The following is a 22,932-nucleotide window of genomic DNA, read 5'->3' on the forward strand; positions in this document are numbered from 1 at the left end:
GCGCTCGATGCGGGTGGCGCACCGCCCACCCCAACGACAATTCCACTCGACAGGGATTTTGGACATGGAACAGGACCTTGCAACATTGGCGGCAACCGTCGCCGAGCTGAAGGAGAAGGCCGGCGGCACCGGCACGACCTTCTCCGAAACCTTCTACTTTCTGACGATCCCGCTCATGGTTCTGATCCATGCGGGATTCCTGGCCTATGAAATGGGCGCCTCGCGCTCGAAGAACGCGCTCGCCTCGGGGATCAAGAACATCCTCGCCTTCGCACTGATCGTGCCGTTCTTCTACTTCATCGGCTGGTGGATCTACTGGGCCTTCCCGACCGGGATCGACCTGTCGGCCGGGCCCGCCGGGATCTCGGGCCTCGATTATGCGACTTCGGTCGCCGCGCCCTGGTCGCCGAACATGGGTCCGAACCTCGATGACCGCGCCTCGGGCGTGTTCTGGGGCGCCTTCGTGCTTTTCGCCGCCACCACCGCCTCGATCCTGTCGGGCGCGCTGATCGAGCGGGTGCGGCTGACCGGCTTCGTCGTTCTGGCGACCGTGCTCGGCGCCTTCGTCTGGATCCTTGCCGCCGCCTGGGGCTGGCATGCGGACGGCTGGCTGGTGACGAAATTCGGCTATCACGATTTCGGCGCCGCGGGTGTGGTGCACATGATCGCGGGGTTCTTCACGCTCGGCGTGGTGATCAACCTCGGGCCGCGGATCGGCAAGTTCAACCCGGACGGCACCGCGAACGCCATCCCCGGCCATTCGATGCCGATGACGCTGATCGGGCTGATGCTGATCATCGCCGGGTTCTGGGGCTTCCTGATGGGCTGCGTGATCGTGCCGGGCGAGGCCTGGAGCTGGTCGGGCACGCAGGCGGCCTCGATCTACGGCACGCCGATGACGCTGTCGGGGATGACCTTCAACACGCTGATGGGGATGTCGGGCGGCATCATCGGCGCCTGGATGATCACCCGCGATCCGTTCTGGATGATGTCGGGCGCGCTTGGCGGCATTATCTCCTGCGCCGCGGGGATCGACCTGTGGTATCCGCCGATGGCCTTCGTGATCGGCTTTGCCGGCGCCTCGGTGATGCCCTTCATCTCGTCCTTCCTCGAGCGGCGCGGCATCGACGACGCGGTCGGCGCCTTCGCGCTGCACGGCTGCCTCGGCATGTGGGGGCTTCTGGCCGTCGGGCTTGCCGCGCAGGGCTATCCGGCGCTCTCGGGCGCCAACGTGATCGAGACCTCCTTCACCGGCCAGCTCGTCGGCGCGGTGGTGATGGGGCTTCTGGGCTTCGTGCCGGGCTATGGCATCTCCTGGCTGCTCAAGGTCACCGGCCAGCTGCGCGTGCCCGCCGAGGCCGAGATCCTCGGCCTCGACAAGACCAAGGTGCCGGTCGAGGCCTATCCCGAGGCGCTGCACGCCACCGCCACCCCCGCCGAGTGACCCCGAAACCGAAAGGACATCTGCCATGGAAGCACCGTTCATCGCCAAATCCTGGGACGGCATCACCGGCCCGATCTTCGCCGGCTACGGCAATGCCGAATGGCTCTGGCTTGCCGCCGCCTATGGCTGCGTGCTGGTCGCGGTCGTGCTGGGCTGGCGCCACGAGCGCCACGCCTACGAGGCCGCCCGGAACGCCAAGCTCTGAGTGACACCGCCGCGGGCGATCGCCGCCCGCGGCCCATTCTTGCGACAACGTCTTTCCATTCCCGCGCCATGGCGCCACAATCGTGCATTCGACGAAACAGGAATTCCCGATGCCGAAAGCCGCCAAACCGCGCGCACCCTCCCCCAGCGATCCCGCACCCGAACGCCGCACCGAGCAGGCGCATGTGCCGATCGACCTGCGCATCGGCACCGCGATCCGGCGCAAGCGGCTTTCGCTCAAGCTGACGCTGGCCGATGTCGCGGCGGGGGCGGAGATGTCGGCCGCGATGCTCAGCCGGATCGAGAACGGTCAGGCGAGCGCCAGCCTCGAGGTGCTGGAACGGATCTGCGGCGCGCTTGGCCAGTCGATCTCGGCGCTCTTCTCCGAGGTCGAAAGCAAGAAGGGCGAGGCGCAGCTGATCCGCGCCGAGGACCAGCTCGAGGTGGTGCGCACCGGCACCAAGCACGGTCACACCTACAAGCTGCTGTCCTATCACCGCGGCCCGCAGAAGATCTTCGAGCCGTTCCTGATCGAGATGGACAAGGACAGCGAAAGCTATCCGCGCTTCGCCCATCCGGGCACCGAGTTCATCTTCATGCTCGAGGGTGAGATGGAGTATCAGTTCGGCGAGAAGCGCTTCACGCTGAAGCCAGGCGATGCCTTCACCTTCTCGGGCGAGGTCGAGCATGGCCCGGCCGAGCTGCATTGCGAGAAGGTGAAGTTCATCTCGATGATCATCTACGCCGAGTAACCCCGGCGCAGCCTGTTTCAGCCGCGCCGCTGCGCGGTGAGCTCGATCTCCACCTTCTGCCAGGGCCGCATCATCGCGCTCACCTGCACCAGCGTCGAGGCCGGGCGCACCGTGCCGAAGGTCTCGGCATGGGCGCGGGCGACCTCCTCGGCGTCGAAGATGTCGCGCAGGAAGACGGTGGTGCGCACGGTGTCGCCAAAGCTGCTGCCGGCTTCCGCAAGCGCCCGGCCGATGATCTCGAGCGCGGCCTTCGCCTGGGTGTAGGTGTCGCTTCTCTCGTGCCCCGCGGGCGCGCAGGTGCCCGAGACATGCACCCAGTCCCCCTGGGCGACGGCGCGCGAATAGCCATAGACGGCTTCGAAGGCGCCGCCCGAGGAAATCAGCTGGCGGTCGGTTTGGTCGGTCATCCGGAACTCCCTTGGATGGTCAGAAATCGAAACGGTCGCGCAGGCCATACCAGCGCTCGAAGACCGGCACGGTCAGCGGCGCGACGGCGGCGAAGGGGTGCGAGGGGAAGCGCATCTCGCTGAATTCCGAGGCGCCGGCCGGGTCGCCGATCAGCTGCAACGCGATCTTGCGGCCGAACCAGCTCGCCCGCGACACGCCGGTGCCGCAATAGCCCATGGCGTAATGGATGCCGGCGGGCGTGCGGCCCAGATGCGGGAATTCGTCGAAGGTATAGCCGATCCGGCCCGACCAGGCGTGGCTGACCGGCGCGTCGGCCATCTGCGGGAAGGTTTCCAGCAGGTCGCGCGCGAGGTGGGCATAGGCGCGCGGATCGGTCTGCGCCGCGTTGTGCCCGATCCGCCCGCCCCAGATCAGCCGCGGCGCATCGGGGGCGGCGCGGAAATAGGAAAACACCCGCGCGGTGTTGCCATACATCCGCCCGCCCGGCAGCAGCGCCGCAAGCCGCCCGGGCGGCAGCGCCCCGGTCGCGATCAGCGCCGAGCCGACCGGCACGATGCGGCGCTGCGTGTAGCGGTCGAAATGCTGGGTATAGCCGTTCGTCGCCACGATCACCTCGCGCGCCGCGACCCGCCCGCGCGGTGTGACCAGCGTGAAGCCCGGATGTTCCGAATTGATCGCCACCACCTCGGCCGCCCCCGCGACCACGCCCCCCGCCGCGCGCACCCGCGCCAGCAGCCCGGCGTGATAGAGCCCGGGATGAAGCGCGGCATCGTCAGGCAGGACGGAGCCGCCGAAGAAGCGGTCAGAGGCGATCTCGCGGTGCTGCTCGGCGCGCGGCACCATGAACGAGGCGACGCCCGCATGGCGCTGCAGATCCTCCATGTCGCGCGCCATCGCCTCGTAATGCGCGGGCCGCATCGCGCCGCGGAACCGGCCGCAGCGGGTGAAATGACAGGCGATCCCCTCGTCGCGGATCAGCGCCTCGATATGGTCGAGCATCGCGACGCCCTCGCGCAGCAGCGCCTCGGCCTTCGCCTGCCCCTTCATCGCGATCAGCGTCTTCACCCGGAACTTCTGGTTGCCCGAGCCGATCTGGCCGCCGTTGCGGGTCGAGGCGCCAAAGCCCGGCCGACCGGCCTCGAGCACCACGACCGAGCGCCCGGCCCGCACCAGCGTCAGCGCCGCGACCAGCCCGGTGAAGCCAGACCCCACGATCGCGACATCGACCGGGCCCGCGGGCAGTGCCACCGCCGGCTCGGGCGCGAAGCCCTCCCACCACCACGGGCGCATCGTCAGACCGGCGCGCACCGCGCCCGTCGCAAGATCGGAAAGCGTGGGCGCAGGAACGGCGGGGGGCGCCTCGGGCATGGTGTCGTCTCCATCGGAAATCGCGCGCCGGCCTTGCGGCCTCGCGCTGTTGATTTGCACATAATACAAATTTCTTGCACCATACGCAATCATGATTTATCCCTTGCCGCCATGCGCTGCACTGCGGCGCCAAGAAAAACCCAACCCAGCAAGGAGAGAATCATGGCGGCAATCGCCGAAGGAACGCAGGCGCCCGGGCCCGGGGCGCTGGCCACGCCGGCGGGGCTGACCCCCGCCACGGCCGAGGCCTGGCTGAAGGCACAGGGCGTGCAGCAGGTGCTGGCGCAATTCGTCGACATCCACGGCGTGGCGAAGGCGAAGGCGGTGCCGGTGGGCCATCTGCACGACGTGCTCGAAGACGGCGCGGGCTTTGCCGGGGCGGGCTTCTGGGGCTCGGGGATGAAGCCGCATCATTCCGAATACATGATGCGCGCCGACCTCTCGACGCTGCGGCTGACGCCCTGGATCGCGGGCTATGCCTCGCTGTTCGGCACCGGGCTGGTCGATGATGCCGAGCATGTCTTCGACACCCGCAACGTGCTGGCCGCACAGGTGGCGCGGCTTGCGGAAATGGGGCTGACCCTGAACACCGGGCTCGAACCCGAATTCATGCTGCTCAAGCGCGACGAGACCGGCGCGATCCGGCCCTTCGACGGCACCGACACGCTCGAGAAGGCCGCCTATGACTACCGCGGGCTGATGCGGGCGCGCGGCGTGCTGAACGAGCTGGTCGCCAGCCTCGAGGCGGTGGGGATCGACGTCTACCAGATCGACCACGAGGACGCGAACGGGCAATACGAGATCAACTTCCGCTATGCCGACGCGCTGACCACCGCCGATCAGGTCACCTTCTTCAAGATGGCGGCGAGCGAGATCGCGCATCAGGCCGGGGCGATCTGTTCCTTCATGCCGAAACCCTTCGCCCGCGCCACCGGCAACGGCATGCACATCCATTTCTCGATCGCCGATGCCACGGGGCGCAACCTCTTCGAGGACAAGGCCGATCCCTCGGGCCTCGATCTGAGCGAGATGGCCTATCACTTCCTCGGCGGGGTGCTGGCCCATGCGCCGGCGCTGACCGCGCTCTTGTGCCCGACGGTGAACAGCTACAAGCGGCTGGTGATCGGCAACGACGCCTCGGGCACGAACTGGGCGCCGGTCTTCACCACCTATGGCGACAACAACCGCACCGCGATGGTGCGGGTGCCGGGCGGTCGGCTCGAGCTGCGGGTGGGCGACAGCGCGATGAACCCCTATCTCGCCACCGCCGCGCTGATCGCCGCGGGTCTCGACGGCATCGCGCGCAGGCTCGACCCCGGCGCGCCGCACAACGTCAACTTCTACGAGCTGAGCGCGGAGGAGGTGGCGGCGATGGGGATCGACATCCTGCCGCAATCGCTCGCCGCCGCGCTGCGCGCCCTGCGCGCCGACAGCCTGTTCGCCGAAACCCTCGGCGAGCCGCTGATCGCCGAATTCACCCGGATCAAGCAGGCCGAGTGGGACGCCTACCACCGCCACGTCTCGGACTGGGAACTGAACCGCTATCTGAGCTTCTTCTGAAAGGACTTCCCATGTGTGGAATTGCTGGACTCTTCCTCAAGGACAAGGCGCTTGAGCCGCAATTGGGCGCGCTGCTGGCCAAGATGACCTCGACGCTGTGCGGCCGCGGCCCGGATTCGGCGGGCTTCGCGATCTATGGCGCCGAACGCCCCGGCGCGATCAAGATCACCGTGCAGGGCACCGAGGCCACCGACTTCGCCGCGCTGGCGGCCGAGCTGGGCGCCGCGATCGGCAACGAAGTGCCCGTCGAGCGGCACTGGACCCATGCGGTGCTGTTCGTGCCGCGCGAGAAGGTCGAGATCGCCGAAAGCTGGATCGAGGCGCATCCGGGCGTGGCGCTGGTGTCGAAGGGCGCCCGCCTCGAGATCTTCAAGGAAGTCGGCTATCCCGATGATGTCGCGGAAAAATTCGGCATCCCGGCGATGGCGGGCACGCATGGCATCGCGCATACCCGGATGGCGACCGAAAGCGCGGTGACGACCGACGGCGCGCATCCGTTCTCGACCGGCGCGGATCAGTGCCTCGTGCACAACGGCTCGCTGTCGAACCACGCCTCGCTGCGGCGCGAGTTGCTGGCTGACGGCATCCGCATCCGCACGCAAAACGACAGCGAGGTCGCGGCGGGCTACATCAGCCGGGAATTGCGCGCCGGCAAGTCACTTGGCCAGGCGCTCGAGGACAGCCTCGGCGATCTCGACGGCTTCTTCACCTTCGTGATCGGCACCGAGGACGGGTTCGGCGTGCTGCGCGACCCGATCGCGTGCAAGCCCGCGGTGATGGCCGAGACCGAGCGCTATGTCGCCTTCGCCTCGGAATACAAGAGCCTGACCTGTCTTCCGGGCATCAAGACCGCCCGGGTCTGGGAACCGAAACCTGCCCAATCCTACTTCTGGGAGCATGCCTGATGACCTCTTTCGACCTTGAAACCACACCGCTGCGCGATCTGAACGCGGCGCTGCACCGGCTGCCGCTTGCCGGCACGAACGAGGCCTTCCGCGTGCTGAACCCGAATGGCGAGCATTCGATCGCCGTCGGCGTCGATGCCGATGTCGAGATCACCATCGACGGGCCGGTGGGCTATTTCTGCGGCGGCATGTGCCGGCAGGCGCGCATCACCATCGAGGGCAATGCCGGACAAGGCGTCGGTGAGAACATGGAATCTGGCCTGATCCATGTGAAGGGCGACGCGAGCCAGTCGGCCGGCGCCACCGGCCGCGGCGGGCTTCTTCTGATTGAGGGCAATGCCTCGGCGCGCTGCGGGATCTCGATGAAGGGCATCGACATCGTCGTGAAGGGCGATATCGGGCACCTGTCGGGCTTCATGGCCCAGACCGGGCGCATGGTGGTGTTCGGCGAGGCGGGCGAAAGCCTGGGCGACAGCCTCTACGAGGCGCATCTTTACGTGCGCGGCCCGGTCGCCAGCCTTGGCGCCGACTGCATCGCCAAGGAGATGCGCGACGAGCACCGCGCCGAGCTTTACGACCTGCTCAAGGCCGCGGGCGAGGCCGGCCGGATCGATGTGGGCGAGTTCACCCGCTACGGCTCGGCCCGCTCGCTTTACAACTTCCACGTCGACAACGCCGGAGCCTACTGATGACCGAGCAATCGCCCTTCCACACCCTGCCGCGCAAATCGGCGACCTTCGACGATTACACCTTGTCGGAAATCCGCCGCGCGGCGGCCACCGGCATCTATGACATCCGCGGCGGCGGCACCAAGCGCAAGGTGCCGCATTTCGACGATCTGCTGTTCCTCGGCGCCTCGATGAGCCGCTATCCGCTCGAGGGCTATCGCGAGAAATGCGGCACCGATGTCGTGCTCGGCACGCGTTTCGCGAAGAAGCCCATTGAGCTGAAGATCCCGATCACCATCGCCGGCATGTCCTTCGGCGCGCTCTCGGGCCCGGCGAAGGAGGCCTTGGGTCGCGGCGCCTCGATCGCCGGCACCTCGACCACGACGGGCGACGGGGGCATGACGCCCGAGGAACGCGGCCAGTCGAAGACGCTCGTCTATCAATACCTTCCGAGCCGCTACGGGATGAACCTGCAGGACCTGAAGAAGGCCGATGCGATCGAGATCGTGGTCGGTCAGGGCGCCAAGCCCGGCGGCGGAGGCATGCTGCTTGGCCAGAAGATCTCGGACCGGGTGGCCGAGATGCGCTCGCTGCCGAAGGGGATCGACCAGCGCTCGGCCTGCCGGCATCCGGACTGGACCGGGGCCGATGACCTTGAGCTGAAGATCCTCGAGCTGCGCGAGATCACCGATTGGGAGAAGCCGATCTATCTGAAGATCGGCGCGAGCCGGCCCTATTACGACACCGCGCTGGCGGTGAAGACCGGCGCCGATGTGATCGTGCTCGACGGCATGCAGGGCGGCACCGCGGCGACGCAGGACGTGTTCATCGAACATGTCGGCATCCCGATCCTGTCGGCCATTCGCCCCGCGGTGCAGGCGCTGCAGGATCTGGGCATGCACCGCAAGGTGCAGCTGATCGTCTCGGGCGGCATCCGCAATGGCGCCGATGTGGCCAAGGCCCTCGCCCTTGGTGCCGATGCGGTCTCGATCGGCACCGCGGCAATGGTGGCGCTTGGCGACAACGACCCGCAGTGGGAGGCCGAGTATCAGGCGCTCGGCGCGACTGCCGGCGCCTATGACGACTGGCACGAGGGCCGCGACCCGGCGGGCATCACCACGCAGGATCCGGCGCTTGCGGCGCGGCTCGACCCGGTCGCGGCGGGGCGGCGGCTGGCGAATTACCTCTCGGTGCTGACCCTCGAGGCGCAGACGATCGCGCGCGCCTGCGGCAAGAGCCATGTGCACAACCTCGAGCCCGAGGATCTGTGCGCGCTGACCCTCGAGGCGGCGGCGATGGCGCAGGTGCCGCTGGCCGGCACCGGCTGGATCCCGGGGCGCACAGGCTTCTGAAACCGGCGGGGCGCGGGGGTCATCCCCCGCCCCGTCCGCAATCTCACTTCAGCGCGACGTAGGTCTCGGGATCGAGGCTGGCAAAGCGCACGGCGACCGAAGCGCCCCCCGCCACCGGCCCGATCAGGGCGCGCAACTCGCCGCCAAGGGCGCGCAGCTTCTCGGCCGTGCGCTCGGGCCGCGGCAGGATCATCAGCTCGATGTTCACCGCCGCCTGATCGGCCAGCCCCCAGACCGGCACGATCACCACCTGACAGGCGGCCGGCGGCACGGCAAGATCGCGGCACAGCAGCGCGCGCAGCTCGGGCAGCGCCGCGATCAGCGCCGGCTTGTGCGCGGGCCAGAGCGCCTCGTCGACATAGAGTTTCACATTCGGCATGGGCGTCTCCTGAAAATGCGCCGGGGCCCCGGCCCGCGGTCCGGCCCGGATATCAGACCGGGAACCGCGCGAAGTCAAATGGCGCGCGCCAGAACCTCGGCGCAGAGCGCAAGCTGGCTGCGGGCGATCGACTCGTCGGGCTGGTGGCCGTCGTCCATCGTGCCCGGGCCGCACACGACGGTGGGCAGGCCGAGCGCCGCGAAGAAGCCCGCCTCGGTGCCGTAGGAGACCTTGACCGGCGCGGCCTCGGGCAGAAGCGCGGCAAACCGCGCGATCGCCGGCACGGCCGGGTCGGTGTCGAGCCCGGGATAGGCGCCGGTCTGCGCGATCTCGATGCCCGCGGGCAGGCCCGCGGCGATCCGCGACAGGATCTCTTCGGCGCTTTCGGCGGCCAAGTGACGGATCTCGAACTCGACCTCGGCATGGTCGGGCACGATGTTCAGCGCGACGCCGCCGCGCAGGATACCGGCGTGAACGGTCGAGCTGGCCACGTCATAGGCCGCGTCCTGCGCCCCCTCGCGCGTCAGCCGCGCCTGTTCCGCCCTGATCGCACCGATCAGGTCCGCCGCCAGATGCAGCGCATTGGTGAAGCGCGGCGCCATCGCGGAATGGCCGGCCTCGCCGTGGCAGGTGGCGCGGTAGCTCGCCTTGCCCTTGTGGCCAAGGCCGAGCCGCATCAGGGTCGGCTCGCCCACCACGCACAGATCGGGCCGGCCGAGGGTGGGGATCACCCGGTCGATCATCTGCGGAATGCCGCGACAGCCGAGTTCCTCGTCCCAGCTCAGCGCGATGCGCACCGGGCGCGCGGGCGGCGCGGCGCGCAGGGTCTCGGCCAGCGCCAGCACGCAGGCGATGAAGCCCTTCATGTCGGTCGTGCCGCGGCCGTGCAGGCGATCGCCGCGCTCGGTCAGCGCGAAGGGCTCGACGCTCCAGCGCTGCCCCTCGACCGGGACGACATCGGTATGGGCCGAGAACAGCGTGCCGCCCTCGCCCGCGCCGAAACGGGCGAGCAACCCGGCCTTCGGTTCGTCCCGGGCGGCGATGCGGGTGACGGCGAAACCCGCCCCGGTCAGGAAGGCCTCGACCCAGTCGATCAGCGCAAGGTTCGAGCGCGCCGAGACGGTCGGGAAGGCGACGAGTGTGGCGAGGATTTCCTCGATCCGGGTCAGCATGACGGTTTCTCCTCGTGCACGATCTCGCCCGCGCAGATCGTCAGCGCGGCGCGGCAGGCACCGGCATCCTCGCGCAACGCACGCGGATCGCCCTCGAGAAGGACAAGATCGGCCGCCATCCCGGGCGCGAGCCGGCCGCGGCCCGCCTCGGCGAACAGCGCCTGCGCCCCGCCCGCGGTATAGGCGGCCATCACCGCCTCGAACGACAGGCGCTGATCGGGCACATCCGCGGCCCAGGGCGCGCGCGACAGCGCCGCATGGATCGCGTTGAAGGGCGAGAGCGGCGCCGTCGGCCAGTCGGTGCCGAAGGCAAGCGGCACGCCCGCCCCGGCAATCGCCGCCCAGGGAAAGGTGTCCTTCCACCGCGCACGCCCCATGATCGAGATCGTGGGTTCCAGCGGCAACCCGCTCGAGCCCGGCGGGTGCACCGGCTGCATCGAGGCGATCACGCCGAGGTCGCGCAGCCGCGCCAAGTCGTCGGGGTGCAGCATGTCGATATGCTCGATCCGGTGGCGGGCGTCGCGCGGCCCGTTCGCGGCCCGTGCCGCGGCATAGCCGTCAAGCGCCATGCGCACGGCGCCGTCACCCACGCAATGCACCTGGATCTGCAGGCCGCGCGCATCGGCCGCGATGCAGAGCGCGTTGAAGCGTTCCGGGCTGAACAACGGTTCGCTGCGAAAGCCGGGCCGGCCCGGGTAATCGTCGGTGCGATAGGCGGTCCAGGTGTCGAAGACGCCATCGAGGAACATCTTGATCCGGCCAAAGCCGAGCTTGCCCTGCGCCGGCCGCGCCGCAGCCGCGATCAGTGCGGCGATGCGGGCCTCGTCATGGGCGGGCGAGAGCCGCATCGCGGTCGAGACGCGGATCGGCAGCGCGCCCTCGCCCTCCATCTCGGCCAGCAGATCGGCAAGGTAGAGGTTGCCGTCCATGTTCACCGCGGTGGTGATGCCATGGGCGGCGCAGGCGGCAAGCGCCGCCGCCAGCGTCGCCTTGTCGGCGGCGCGCTCCTCGGGCGTCACCCTGTCGGGTTCGTCGCCCGCCATCGCCAGCCCGTCACGCCCGCCATTCACGGACATCCGCAGCACCAGCGCCATCGCCGCGCCTTCGCGCAGCTCGCCATTCGGCCGGCCATCGGCGCCGCGCACGACCTCGGCCCCCTCGAGCGCGGGCACATCGGTCATCAGCCCGGCGGCCGCGAGCGCCGCGGTGTTCGCCCAGGCGGCATGACCGTCGACGGCCAGCACCAGAAGCGGCCGCGCGGGGCACAGCGCATCGAGCGCATGCCGGTCGGGGCGCGTGCCGGGGCCCAGAAGCTCGTAATTCGCCGAATAGGCGACAAGCAGCGGCACCGCGGGGTTTGCCGCCGCAAAGCCGGCAATCGCCTGCCCCACGGCCGCGGCCCCCTCGATGCCGAGCAGGTTCAGCTGCGACAGCGTCGCGCCGCCCCAGAAAAGATGCAGGTGGCTTTCGCAGAACCCCGGCGCGATCCGCCGCCCGCCGGCCGCGATCCGCCGCGTGGGCGGCGGCCCCCCGGGCACTGTGCCGGGCGCGCCGATCCAGGCGATGCGGCCCCCTTCAAGGCGCAGGGAAAGGGGCGCATCGGTGAAGATGTCGCGCACGTCGTCGATCTCGATCGTCGGGGTCATCGGGTCTGTCCTGAGGGAACCCCCGGCCGGCACGGCGCCGGCCGGGGGGCATGCGTCACTTCAGCAGGTCGCTCCAGACCTTGGTCACCAGATCCTGCGCTGCGGGCGAGCAGGCCTGCGAGAAGGTCACCGGCACCGTCGGGAACAGCTCGGGCGCGTTCTCGGGGGTGTAATCGGCCTTCGCGAGATCGATCTTCACCGGCGAGGAATGGGCGTAGTAGTTATACTGCACCGTCGCGTTCTCCTCTTCCGACATGAAGTCGATGAACGCCTTCGCCGCGTCGACATTGGCCGCGCCCTTCGGCACGACGAAGCTGTCGAGCCAGCCGACAAGCCCTTCCTTCGGCATCGCGTATTCGATGTTCGCACCGTCGCGGCGGGTCTTCAGCGAATTGCCGTCCCACCAGAAATGCGCCGCGACCTCGCCCGAGCCGATGCGGTTCTCGATATTGTCCGAGGAATAGGCGGCGACGTCGGGCTTTTGCGCCTTCAGCAGCTCGTAGACCTTCTTCATCTCGGCCTTGTCCTCCGAGCAGAAGGGCACGCCCAGGAACAGCTCGGCCGCGCCCACCACCTCGTCGGGCGCGGCGAGATCGGCGATCTTGCCCTTCAGCTCGGCGCCCGGGGTGAAGAACACCGACCAGCTGTCGACCGGCCCCTTGTAGAGGTCGCGGTTCACGGTGAAGCCCGCGGTGCCATAGGCGAGCGGGATCGAGTATTCGCTCGTCGGGTCCCACCACTGGTTCTTCCACTTATCGTCGACCTGGGCGAAGGCCGGCATGTCCTTGGCGTCGATGTCCTCGAGCAGCCCCTGCTCGATCATGATCTTCACGAAGTGCTGCGAGGGGGTGACGACGTCATAGCCCGACGAGCCCGCCTGCAGCTTGGTCAGCGCGTCCTCGTTCGAGTTGAAGCCGTCGACATTCACGGTGATGCCGGTCTTTTCCTCGAACTTCTTGATCAGGTCGGGCGAGATCGAGTCGGACCAGGTGTAGAGGTTGAGCGTGCCGCCCGCGAAGGCCGGAGCCGCCAGCACAAGGCCAAGCGCGGCGCCGAGGATCAGTTTCGTTTTCATGAGTGGTCTCTCCTGTTGGGTCTTTTCTTCTGACGATCAGCCGCGCCGCATCGCCCGGGCCGAAAGGGCCAGGGCCAGCGTCGCGATGATGAGGGAGGCGAGGATCAGAAGGGTCGAGATCGCGTTCAGTTCGGGCGTCGTGCCCTTCTTGATCAGGCTGAAGATATAGACGGGCAGCGTCGTGGTGCCGCCGGTGTTGAGCATGTTCGAGGTGATGAAATCATCCATCGAGATCACGAAGGCGAGCATCGCGCCGGCAAAGACGCCGGGAAGGATGAGCGGGAACGTGACCCGGCGAAAGGCGGTGAAGGGCGCGGCGTAGAGGTCCTGCGCCGCCTCCTCGTAATCCGCGCTCATGCCGGCAAGGCGCGCCCGGATCGGCAGGAAGGCGAAGGGCGTGCAGAAGGCCGAATGCGCCACGATCAGCCGCGCCAGCCCGTTGGTGAAGCCGATCTGCGAGAACAGGATCAGCGAGGCGACGGCGATGACAATCTCGGGCAGCAGCAGCGGCAGGTTCACCACCGTCTCGGACAGCCGGCGGAACTTGAGATCCGCATGGCGGGTCAGCACCATCGCAGCCGAGAGCGCGACCAGCGTCGCCACCACCGTCGCGGTGACGGCCACGGTGAGCGAGGTGCGCAGCGCGCCAAGCAGCGCATCGTTTTCCAGCGCCGCGGCATACCATTTCGTCGAGAAGCCGCTCCAGACCGAGACGAGGCGGTTCTCGTTGAAGGAAAACCAGATCACCACCGCGATCGGCGCGTAAAGCCACAGGAAGAAGGCCCAGGTGACGAGCCCCGCCCCGGGGTAATGGCGGACGTCATGCTGCGTGCTCATGCCCGGGCCTCCTTGCGCATCGCGCGCCGTGCATTCGCGATCAGCACCAGCACCACCATCGCCATCAGGACAAGCGCCACCGCCGCGCCGAAGGGCCAGTTGCGCGCGCCGCCGAATTGCGACTGGATCAGCGTGCCCATCATCATCTGCTTGCCACCGCCCAGCAGCATCGGCTCGAGCACGGTGCCAAGTGCCGGCACGAAGACGAGGATCGCCCCCGCGGCAAGTCCGGGCCAGGTCAGCGGCAGGATCACCCGCCGCGCCGTGGTCCAGCGGCTGGCGTAGAGGTCGGCGCCGGCTTCGAGCAGCGCCGGGTCCAGTTTCTCGATCGCGGCAAAGACCGGCAGCACCATCAGCGGGATATAGCTGTAGACCATGCCCACCAGCATCGCGCCCGAGGTGAAGAGCAGCGTCCCCTCCCCGCCAAGCGCCGCCCAGGCCCGGCCGACGACACCGTCATTGCCGAGGATGATGAGCCAGGCATAGACCCGCACGATCATCGACACCCAGAACGGCAGGGTCACCAGATAGATCAGCGCCGCCTTCATCCGCGGCGTGCGGGTGGCGATGACATAGGCGACGGGCAGCGCCAACGTCATGCAGATCACCGTGGTCGCGGCGGCAAGCGCCAGCGTGCGGCCGATAATCGCCAGATATTTCGGATCGAAGACGAGGTTGCCGTCCCAGTCCTCGGAGAACAGGATCTCCTTGTAGGGCTCGAGCGTGAAGGCCCAGGCGAACCCGCCATAGGCGCCGCGCTCGGCCACCGAGACGAGGGCGACGATGACGAGCGGCACCATCAGCGTCGCCACCATCAGCCCCCAGGCGGGGACAAGGCCCCAGAAGCGGAACCCCCTCATTGCGCCAGCACCCGCGCGCTGTCGTCGCGAAAGCCAAGGCGGACCTCGCGACCGATCTCGTAGCTCTGCGCCTGGCTCACCGCGTTGCGCCGCGACACCCGCAGCACGCCCGCCGGCGTGTCGACGGTGTAATGGGTATAGCCGCCCATGTAGTTCTTCGCCGAGACGGTGCCGGTCAGCAGATTGCCCGCCGCCTGGTCCTCCATTCCGATCTTCTCGGGGCGCAGCGACAGCGTCGCCCTGCCCGGCCCGGTCAGCCCCTTCTGGAAGGTGGTGATCTCGAAGCCGAAGGCGGTGCGCACGCGCGCCGTCGCGCCCTCGACCGCGATCACCTCGGCCTCGAGGAAATTCGTCTCGCCGATGAAATCCGCGACGAAGCGGTTTTCGGGTTCCTCGTAGATCTCGGACGGCGTGCCGATCTGCTGGATCTGGCCCTTGCCCAGCACGCAGATCCGGTCGGACATGTCGAGCGCCTCGTCCTGATCATGGGTGACGAAGATGAAGGTGATGCCGGTCATGCGCTGCAACTCGCGCAGCTCGTCGCGCATCGCCTGGCGCAGCTTGAGATCGAGCGCCGAAAGCGGCTCGTCGAGCAGCAGAACCTTGGGTTCGGGCGCGAGCGCACGGGCGAGCGCGATGCGCTGACGCTGCCCCCCCGAAAGCTGCGCCGGGCGGCGGCGCGCGAAGGGCGTCATGTGCACCATCTCGAGCATCTCGGCCACCCGCGCCTGCCGCCGCGCCGTGTCCCAGCCGAGGTTCTCGAGCCCGAAGGCGATGTTCTGCTCGAGCGTCATGTGCGGAAACAGCGCATAGCTCTGGAATACCGTGTTCACATGGCGCTTGTGCGGCGGCAGCGTCGCGATTTCGGTGCCGAACAGGCTGATCGCCCCCTCGCTCGGGGTCTCGAAGCCCGCGATCATCCGCAACAGCGTGGTCTTGCCGCAGCCCGAGGGGCCAAGGAGCGTGAAGAACTCGTTCTCGTGGATCGTGAAGCTGACCTGATCGAGGGCCAGATAATCGCCGAAGCGCTTGGTGACGTTGAAGACTTCGACCGCTTTTCCGCGTGTCATGGCTGAGCTCCCTGTTGCTCTTCGGGGCCGGCGCCGCCCTCCCCCTCGGCGCCGGACGCATTCATGCGAGTTGCGTGACCTCGCGGCGGAACGGCAGCGCATCGCCGATGTCGGGCTGGTCAAGCTCGCGCGCATAGCGGTGCCCGGCATAGGTCGCCCAGGCGATCGGCCCCGGCGCGCAGGCGTCGCCGATCACCTTGACCGAGCGGATGCCGGCATCGGCCCAGTCGCCCTGCCGCGCCAGAAGGTCGTGATAGAGCGCGTCGTCCGAGATCCGCGAGGCGACCATGACGACCGCGTCGCAGCCAAGCCGCGCCGTCGCGCCGGTGTAGACGCATTCGGTCTCGACGCCCTCCGCATGCAGCGCCGCGATGCCGGTGTTCAGCGTGATCTTCACGCCGTTCTCCACCAGCCGGCGATGGATCGCCCCCTGTTCGAGCGTGTTCAGCGTCCAGTCCGAGACATAGGCCGAGGGGGTGACAAGGGTGACGGTGCAGCCGGCCTTCGCCAGCAGCTCGGCCATCACCCCGCCCATGTAGTAGTGGTCATCGTCGAAGACCACGACCGCGCCCTTCGGCAGGCGCCCGGCCATGATGTCATCCGGCGTGAAGACCGGCATCGCCGGATCGGCGGGCATCGGCACGACATGCTGGCGCGCGACGCCATCGGCGCGCCAATGCGCCCCGGCCGCGATGCAGACATTCTCGAAGCCGAAATCGAGGATCTCCTGCGCGCTCAGACGGCTGTCGAAATAGGTCTCGACGTTCGGGCGCTGGCTCAGCTGATAGGCGCGATAATCCGCGACCCGGCCCCAGGCCGAGAGGCCGGGCAGCTTGCGTTCACGCGCGACGCGGCCGCCGAGTTCCGTGCCGGCCTCGGCCAAGGCCACGTCATAGCCGCGCAAGGAAAGCGCGCGGGCCGCCTCGAGCCCCGCCGGCCCGGCGCCGACGATCAGAACGTTCGAGCTTTCGCCCTTGGCGTTCATCTTTTCCGGGTGCCAGCCCTTGCGCCATTCTTCCATGAAGGTCGGGTTCTGCGTGCAGCGGCTGATGCTCATCGTCATGTCGCCGGTGATGCAGATGTTGCAGCCGATGCATTCGCGGATGTCCTCGATCCGGCCTTCCTCGATCTTCTTCGGCAGGAAGGGATCGGCAATCGAGGGCCGCGCGCAGCCGATGAAATCGAGCACGCCCTGCCGCACCAGCCGCGCCATCACGTCGGGCGAGGTGAAACGGCCGACGCCGACGACGGGGCGCGAGGTGAGCTCGCGGATGCCGGTCACCAGCACCTCCTGCGCCGCCTCTTCCTTGAAGCGGGAGGGACCCGAGCAATCCTCCCAGGTGCCCTGCGCCAGATCCCACAGGTCGGGCAGATCGGCGTTCATCTCGATGAATTCGCGCAGCTCGGCGTTCGAGAAGCCGAGCGCGCCGATATGCTCGTCGAGGCTCACCCGCAGGGTGATCCCCATCGTGTCGCCGACCGCGTCGCGCATGTCGGCGATCACCTCGTTGACGAACCGCGCCCGGTTCTCGAGGCTGCCACCGTATTCGTCAGACCGCTGGTTCGTCGCACGCGACAGGAAATGCTGGAAGATGCCGAAGCCATGCGCACCGTAAAGGCAGATCAGATCGAAGCCCGCGAGTTTCGAGCGCTTGGCCGCATTCACGAACCAGCGGCGGAGGTTCCTGATGTCGGTCTTGTCCATCGCGCGCGCCTGCACCGGGTCGTTGGTGAAGGTGCGAATGGGCAGCGCCGAGGGAGCGAGCGGCACTTCCTTGGTATAGAGGTTCGGGCCGTTGATGCCGGAATAGGCAAGCTGGATGCCGGCGAGCGCGCCGCGCGTCTTCATCGCGTCCGACATCCGGTTCAGCGCCGGAATGTCGGCATCGTCCCACAGCCGCAGCTCGATGAAGGGGGTGATTTCCGAGGTGTGGTGCATCTCGGTCTGCTCGGTGAAGATCACGCCCCAGCCGCCCTCGGCCTTGATCCCGCGCATCGCGGCGGCGGCAGAGGGGTCGCGATAGCCGCCGCCATTGCAATGCGGAACCTGATAGAAGCGGTTCTTCGCGGTCAGGGGCCCGATCTTCGCGGGCTCGAACAGGATGTCATAGGCTGGGTTTCGCACGTCGTCTCCTTGCCGGCCGCAGGTCTGGCCGGGCTGAGGCGACGATCCGGCGCCGGGGCGCCCAAGTAAATTACACCTTCCGGAAGCCTGACTTAGGCTGCGCCTAATCACTTAATTCCGTGGCGAAGTGCACGCATAATGTGCAGTTGGCGAAAGCGTCAGAAGTCGCGCCGCACGCCCTTTGCCTGGACCTGCAGCCCCGGCGCGCGCAAGGGCGTGATCTCGGCCCGGGCATGGTCGATGAAGGCGCGCACGGTGCGCGAATTCTGCGCCCCCTCGCTCATCATCAGACCCAGCTTGAGCGTGCGCACGGGCCCCGTCAGCGGGATGAACCGCAGCCGCCGCCCGTCCGGGGCAAGTTCGGTGATCGGGCGCACATTCGCCAGACCGTAGCCGAAGCCGTTCGCCACCATCGAGCGCATCACCGCGATGTCGCGGGTGCGTTCCGCAATCATCGGCGTGATGCCGAGCGCGGTGAAGAAGGACAGGAAGTAATCCGAGCTCATCGGCAGGTCGAGCAGCACCATCGGATAGTCGGACAGCTCGGCCGGCGACACCGCCTCGAGATGGGCAAGCTCGTGCGTCTCGTGCAGAAGCGCGAAGGGCGGCAAGCCGATCAGCGGCACGAAATCGAGGTCCGGAGGCACGTTCAGGTCATAGGTCAGCGCGATATCGAGCTTGGCCGAGCGCAAGGCGTCGAACAGCTCCTGCTGGTCGCGCTCGAACTGGTGGAACTCGACCTCCGGGTAGGTGTCGACGAAGCTGCGGCGCAGTTGCGGCAGCACGATCTGCGCGAAGGACACAAGGCAGCCGATGTTCAGCGGCCCGCGCACCTTGCCGGTGATGTCATTCGCGAGATCGTTGAGAGCGCCAGCCTTTTCAAGCACTTCGCGCGCCAGATCCATGAAGCGCGCACCGCCCTGCGTGAGCGACAGCCCATGTGCATGGCGGCGGATGAACAGCTGCAGCCCGAATTCCGCCTCGAGCTGCGAGATCGCCGAGGAGATCGAGGGCGAAGAGACATTCACCTTCTCGGCGGCGAGCGCGATCGAGCCGCACTCGCCCACGGCGACGAAATATTCGAGCTGTCGCAGCGTGATGCGTAAGGGCACGGCTTATCCCCGGTTGTCTTGCGTCAGGTTTTTCCTAACGCAAGCTGATCCGCCGCGCCCTTGCCGTCAATAGCTGATCCAGACCGTCTTCAGCGCCGAATACTTGTCGAAGGAATGGATCGACAGGTCGCGGCCGAATCCCGACTGCTTCATGCCGCCGAAGGGTGTCATCGCGGAAAGCGCATCGACGGTGTTGACCGAGATGGTGCCCGCGACCAGCGCATCGGAAACCGCCATCGCCCGGCTCAGATCGCGCGTCCAGACCGAGGCGGCCAGCCCATAGACCGTGTCGTTCGCGATCGCGATCGCCTCGGCGTCGTCGCGGAAGGTCTGCACCGCAAGCACCGGGCCGAAGATCTCCTCGCGCGCGATACGGGCGTCGCGCGGCACATCGGCGAAGATCGTCGGCGCGATGAAGGCGTCCGAACCGCCGATCGTCAGCCGCTCCCCGCCGGTCACCAGACGCGCGGATTGCTTGCCCGAGGCCAGGAACCCCGCCACCCGCTCGGCATGGCGCGCATCGACCATTGCGCCCATCGTGGTTTCGGGGTCGAGCGGGTTGCCCGGCCGGATCGCCTCGGCCCGCACCTTCATCCGGTCGATCATCTCCTCGGCGATGCTCTCATGCACCAGCATCCGCGAATTGGCCGAACAGACCTCGCCCTGGTTGAAGAAGATGCCGAAGGCGGCCTTGTCGGCGGCGGCATCCAGATCGGCATCGGCAAAGATCAGGTTCGGGCTCTTGCCGCCGGTCTCGAGCCAGACCTGTTTCATGTTGCTCTCGCCGGCGTAGCGCTGGAACATCTTGCCGACCTCGGTCGAGCCGGTGAAGACGAGGCAGTCGACGTCGGGGTGCCGGCCAAGCGCCTGCCCCGCATCCTCGCCAAACCCCGGCACGACGTTCAGCACGCCACCGGGCAGCCCCGCCTCGGCGGCGAGTTCGGCCAGACGCAACGCCGAAAGCGGCGATTGCTCGGCCGGTTTCAGCACCACCGAATTGCCTGCGGCCAAGGCCGGCGCGAGCTTCCAGGTTGCCATGTCGAGCGGGAAGTTCCACGGCACCACCGCGCCGATCACCCCAAGCGGCACGCGGCGGATGAGCGCGATGTCCCGCCCGCCGGTCGGCGCGACCTCGTCATAGAGCTTGTCGATCGCCTCGGCATGCCACTGGAAGAAATGCGCCGAACCGGGCACATCGACGTTCACCGTCTCGGCAATCGGCTTGCCCATGTCGAGCGTGTCGAGAAGCGCGAATTCCTCGAGGTTCTCGCGCAGCAGGTTCGCCAGACGCAGCAGCACCTCCTTGCGCGCGCCGGGCGTCTGCTTCGACCAGCGGCCATCCTCGAAGGCGCGGCGCGCGGCGCGCACGGCGCGGTCGATATCCTCGGCGCCACCGCGCGCGACATCGGTGAGCACAAGGCCGGTCGCCGGGTTCACGCTCTCGACCCGCGCGCCCGAGGCGGCGGGCACGAAGCGCCCGTCGATCCAGCACTGGTTGCGCATCATCAGCGCGCCCGCGCGGGCGGTGTAATGGGCGAGGCTCTGCATCATTCGTCTCCGGGAACGCCGTAGGAAGGGGCCGCGACCGGGTTCAGCGCGCGGGTCACATAGTCATTCGCCTGCGGCGCATAGACATCCCAGGCGCGGGCGAGCGCCGCAATCGGGCAGCCGTCATCCAGCCAGTCGATGCGCAGCTCGGCCCAGGGCCAGGCCTGGCGGTCGACGATCAGAAGGCCTGCCGAATGCACCGGCCCCGCCTCGCCGCCAAGCGCAAGCCCCGCCTGCATCGCGGCAATCAGCCGGTCGCCAAGGCCCCCGGTCGCGGCCTCGAACCCCGCGACCATCGCCGCGGGCACACCGGCGTCCGCCAGCAGGTTACCACCCGCGGCACAGTCAACGCCCGTGGCCGAGGACCAGAGCCCGAGCGCATGCGGACCGGAATGGATCGCCGGCACCCCGGTTGCCCCGATGGCGAGCAATTGCCGATAGGCGGCAAAGCCGTCCGCCGCCACCGCCGCCGAAACCGCCGCTTCGGCGCTCTCGCCCGCCGCCAGCCGCTCGAGCATCAGCGGCCCGAGCCCCGGGTTCGTCACGTTCTGCGTCGCCACCGCGCCCACGCCCGCCCGGGCAAAGGCACAGCGCGCCGCCACCGCCGGCGAGGAGGACGAAATCGCCATCCCGAATTGCCCGCTCTCGGCGCAGCGCGCCACGATCGAAAAGGTCATCGCAACCCCATCCCTTTCATCTTGCCCGAAATACCTCGGGGGGTCCGGGGGGCGGCGCCCCCCGGCGCTCTCAGTCCGGGATCACCGCCGTCGCGTCGATCTCGACCAGCCACGAGGGCCGCGCGAGGCAGGTCACCACCACCCCGGTCGAGACCGGATGCACGCCCTTGATGTATTCGCCCATCGTCCGATAGACCGCCTCGCGGTGGCGCACGTCGGTCAGATAGACGGTGACCTTGCACAGATGCTCCATCTTGCCGCCGGCCTCCTCGATCAGCTGGCGGATGTTCTGCATCACCTTGTGGGTCTGCTCGACCGGATCCATCGAGCCGATGTCCTCGGCGGTGTCGAGATCCTGCGGGCACTGGCCGCGCAGGAACACCGTCGCGCCGCGCGCGACCACGGCCTGGCACAGGTCGTTGTCGAGCTTCTGCTCGGGATAGGTGTCCTTGGTGTTGAATTTGCGGATGCGGATATGGGCCATGTCGGGTCTCCGGAAATCAGGCGGTCTTGGTGACGGGTTCGGCGGCGGGCGCATAGGCGAGATAGCCGCGCTGCTTGGCGATGTGATCGGCGACGAATTTCGCGTCGTGCCAGCACCCCCAGATGAAGGAGGAGCCGCGGCGCGTCTGCCACGGCAGGCCGAGGAAATAGATCCCCGCCTCGCTCGAGACGCCCCGCGAATGGCGCGGCTTGCCGGCGGCGTCGAGCGCGCCCTCGGGCAGCCAGGAATAATCCGAGCTGAAGCCGGTGGCCCAGAGGATCGTGGTGATCCCGGCCTCGGCCAGATCGAGCGCGAGGATCGGATCGGTCATGCAGGCGGGATCGGCACCGATCACGCGGGCCTGCGGCTCCTCGGGCAGATCGAGGCCGTTGCGCGCGACATAGGCGTCGGCGGCATCGAGCAGCGACAGATAATTCGCGTCCCCGCCCGCGACGTTCTTCGCGAGATCCGGGGCGAAACGCATCGTGCCCGCGTCAAACCCTTCGGTCCGGCCAAGCAGCACCATCCCGCGCGCCGCAAGCTTGCGGAAATCGACGGTCTGGCCGCCATGCGCGCCGCTCACCGCAATCGTCGTGTGCTCGGAGGACGGGTTCGCATCGGCATCCCAGAGGTTCAGCACACCGAGCCACCAGACGAAATCGCGGCCGCGATAGCTGCGCGGCGGGCGGTCATGCGGCCCGACCGACAGATAGACCTTGCGCCCCGCGGCGAGCAGCTCGTCGGCGATCTGCACGCCCGAGGAGCCGGCGCCGACGACCAGAACCGCGCCCGGCGCGATCTGGGCGGGGTTGCGGTAGTCGCTCGAATGGATCTGGGTGATGCCGGTGCTTGCGGGCACCAGCGGCGGGATCGAGGGCGTCTGGAAGGCGCCGGTCGCGGCGATCACGTATTCCGCCTCGATCACGCCGGTCGAGGTCTCGACGCGGAACCCGGGGCGGCCTTCGAGGCGGGCGACCTGCTTCACCTCGACGCCGCAGCGCACCGGCGCGCCGATCTGGCTTGCATAGGCCTCCATGTAATCGGCGACCGCGTCCTTCGCCACGAAGGCATCGGGATCGGCGTCGAACTCAAGCGTCGGGAAGCGGTCGTGCCAGGCGGGGCCATTGGCGACGAGCGAATCCCAGCGTGCGGTGCGCCAGCGCTCGGCGATCCGGCTGCGCTCGAGCACGAGATGCGGAATGCCGGCGCGGCCGAGATGCTCGCTCGCGGCAAGGCCGGCCTGTCCGGCGCCGACGACGAGGGCTTCGATCTTTTCAACTGACATC

22 protein-coding genes are annotated in these 22,932 nt (G+C 68.1%); 7 read left to right on the top strand and 15 right to left on the bottom strand.

Translation table 11 applies throughout. From position 1 onward, the window contains the following. Positions 1–64: 64 nt before the first annotated feature. The 3 genes from AC0QTQ_RS13760 to AC0QTQ_RS13770 all read left to right on the top strand — a co-directional run bounded on the left by AC0QTQ_RS13760 (position 65) and on the right by AC0QTQ_RS13770 (position 2,400). Positions 65–1,444, top strand: a complete 1,380-nt coding sequence (locus AC0QTQ_RS13760; RefSeq protein WP_480257043.1) for an ammonium transporter — start codon at positions 65–67, stop codon at positions 1,442–1,444. Positions 1,445–1,469: 25 nt separating this feature from the next. Beyond that, a complete protein-coding gene (locus AC0QTQ_RS13765; protein ID WP_480257044.1) occupies positions 1,470–1,649 on the top strand; it encodes a hypothetical protein in 180 nt (59 codons plus the stop codon). Between the two features lie 109 nt (positions 1,650–1,758). Next, positions 1,759–2,400: a helix-turn-helix domain-containing protein gene (locus tag AC0QTQ_RS13770; RefSeq protein WP_480257045.1), complete on the top strand. Its 642-nt coding sequence runs from the start codon at positions 1,759–1,761 to the stop codon at positions 2,398–2,400. Between the two features lie 17 nt (positions 2,401–2,417). Here the strand turns inward: AC0QTQ_RS13770 and AC0QTQ_RS13775 are convergent, their stop codons facing one another. Beyond that, entirely contained in the window at positions 2,418–2,807 is a 390-nt protein-coding gene (locus AC0QTQ_RS13775; protein ID WP_480257046.1) for a RidA family protein, read from the bottom strand. Between the two features lie 19 nt (positions 2,808–2,826). Then, on the bottom strand, positions 2,827–4,176 hold the full coding sequence (locus tag AC0QTQ_RS13780) for an NAD(P)/FAD-dependent oxidoreductase (protein ID WP_480257047.1): 1,350 nt from the start codon (positions 4,174–4,176) through the stop codon (positions 2,827–2,829). 162 nt (positions 4,177–4,338) lie between these two features. Between AC0QTQ_RS13780 and glnT the strand changes: the two genes are divergently transcribed. Genes glnT through AC0QTQ_RS13800 form a run of 4 tightly spaced genes read left to right on the top strand, consistent with a single transcriptional unit; the run spans position 4,339 to position 8,661 of the window. Then, on the top strand, positions 4,339–5,736 hold the full coding sequence (glnT, locus tag AC0QTQ_RS13785) for a type III glutamate--ammonia ligase (RefSeq protein WP_480257048.1): 1,398 nt from the start codon (positions 4,339–4,341) through the stop codon (positions 5,734–5,736). 11 nt (positions 5,737–5,747) lie between these two features. Then, complete coding sequence (locus AC0QTQ_RS13790) at positions 5,748–6,641, top strand: class II glutamine amidotransferase (RefSeq protein ID WP_480257049.1); 894 nt, start codon at positions 5,748–5,750, stop codon at positions 6,639–6,641. Continuing rightward, a complete protein-coding gene (locus AC0QTQ_RS13795) occupies positions 6,641–7,330 on the top strand; it encodes a protein GlxC (protein WP_480257050.1) in 690 nt (229 codons plus the stop codon). The genes AC0QTQ_RS13790 and AC0QTQ_RS13795 overlap by 1 nt, the downstream gene beginning before the upstream one ends. After that, positions 7,330–8,661 carry an FMN-binding glutamate synthase family protein gene (locus AC0QTQ_RS13800; protein WP_480257051.1) on the top strand — a complete coding sequence of 444 codons (1,332 nt, stop codon included), beginning with the start codon at positions 7,330–7,332 and terminating at the stop codon, positions 8,659–8,661. Before AC0QTQ_RS13795 ends, AC0QTQ_RS13800 begins: the two co-directional genes overlap by 1 nt. Before the next feature lie 43 nt (positions 8,662–8,704). Here AC0QTQ_RS13800 and AC0QTQ_RS13805 read toward each other — a convergent pair whose 3' ends face one another. The 13 genes from AC0QTQ_RS13805 to AC0QTQ_RS13865 all read right to left on the bottom strand — a co-directional run bounded on the left by AC0QTQ_RS13805 (position 8,705) and on the right by AC0QTQ_RS13865 (position 22,931). Beyond that, positions 8,705–9,040, bottom strand: a complete 336-nt coding sequence (locus AC0QTQ_RS13805; protein ID WP_480257052.1) for a hypothetical protein — start codon at positions 9,038–9,040, stop codon at positions 8,705–8,707. A 74-nt stretch (positions 9,041–9,114) separates the two neighbouring features. Next, positions 9,115–10,212, bottom strand: coding sequence for an acetylornithine deacetylase (gene argE / locus AC0QTQ_RS13810; RefSeq protein ID WP_480257053.1), 1,098 nt, complete (start codon positions 10,210–10,212; stop codon positions 9,115–9,117). Then, a complete protein-coding gene (locus AC0QTQ_RS13815; RefSeq protein ID WP_480257054.1) occupies positions 10,206–11,858 on the bottom strand; it encodes an amidohydrolase in 1,653 nt (550 codons plus the stop codon). The genes argE and AC0QTQ_RS13815 overlap by 7 nt, the downstream gene beginning before the upstream one ends. 55 nt (positions 11,859–11,913) lie before the next feature. Continuing rightward, entirely contained in the window at positions 11,914–12,933 is a 1,020-nt protein-coding gene (locus tag AC0QTQ_RS13820) for an extracellular solute-binding protein (RefSeq protein ID WP_480257055.1), read from the bottom strand. Between the two features lie 36 nt (positions 12,934–12,969). Then, positions 12,970–13,770, bottom strand: coding sequence for an ABC transporter permease (locus AC0QTQ_RS13825; protein ID WP_480257056.1), 801 nt, complete (start codon positions 13,768–13,770; stop codon positions 12,970–12,972). Continuing rightward, positions 13,767–14,630: an ABC transporter permease gene (locus tag AC0QTQ_RS13830; protein WP_480257057.1), complete on the bottom strand. Its 864-nt coding sequence runs from the start codon at positions 14,628–14,630 to the stop codon at positions 13,767–13,769. Before AC0QTQ_RS13830 ends, AC0QTQ_RS13825 begins: the two co-directional genes overlap by 4 nt. Then, complete coding sequence (locus AC0QTQ_RS13835) at positions 14,627–15,700, bottom strand: ABC transporter ATP-binding protein (protein WP_480257058.1); 1,074 nt, start codon at positions 15,698–15,700, stop codon at positions 14,627–14,629. The genes AC0QTQ_RS13830 and AC0QTQ_RS13835 overlap by 4 nt, the downstream gene beginning before the upstream one ends. 61 nt (positions 15,701–15,761) lie before the next feature. Continuing rightward, complete coding sequence (locus AC0QTQ_RS13840; protein ID WP_480257059.1) at positions 15,762–17,825, bottom strand: oxidoreductase; 2,064 nt, start codon at positions 17,823–17,825, stop codon at positions 15,762–15,764. Between the two features lie 158 nt (positions 17,826–17,983). Beyond that, positions 17,984–18,937 carry a LysR family transcriptional regulator gene (locus AC0QTQ_RS13845; protein WP_121534453.1) on the bottom strand — a complete coding sequence of 318 codons (954 nt, stop codon included), beginning with the start codon at positions 18,935–18,937 and terminating at the stop codon, positions 17,984–17,986. Between the two features lie 66 nt (positions 18,938–19,003). Continuing rightward, entirely contained in the window at positions 19,004–20,488 is a 1,485-nt protein-coding gene (locus AC0QTQ_RS13850; RefSeq protein ID WP_480257060.1) for an aldehyde dehydrogenase, read from the bottom strand. Beyond that, on the bottom strand, positions 20,485–21,162 hold the full coding sequence (locus tag AC0QTQ_RS13855) for a DUF1028 domain-containing protein (protein WP_480257061.1): 678 nt from the start codon (positions 21,160–21,162) through the stop codon (positions 20,485–20,487). Before AC0QTQ_RS13855 ends, AC0QTQ_RS13850 begins: the two co-directional genes overlap by 4 nt. 70 nt (positions 21,163–21,232) lie before the next feature. Continuing rightward, entirely contained in the window at positions 21,233–21,646 is a 414-nt protein-coding gene (locus tag AC0QTQ_RS13860) for a RidA family protein (RefSeq protein WP_480257062.1), read from the bottom strand. Between the two features lie 16 nt (positions 21,647–21,662). After that, positions 21,663–22,931, bottom strand: a complete 1,269-nt coding sequence (locus AC0QTQ_RS13865) for a flavin-containing monooxygenase (RefSeq protein ID WP_480257063.1) — start codon at positions 22,929–22,931, stop codon at positions 21,663–21,665. Position 22,932: the final 1 nt, after the last annotated feature.

Source organism: Paenirhodobacter sp. YD-8 (assembly GCF_056590935.1).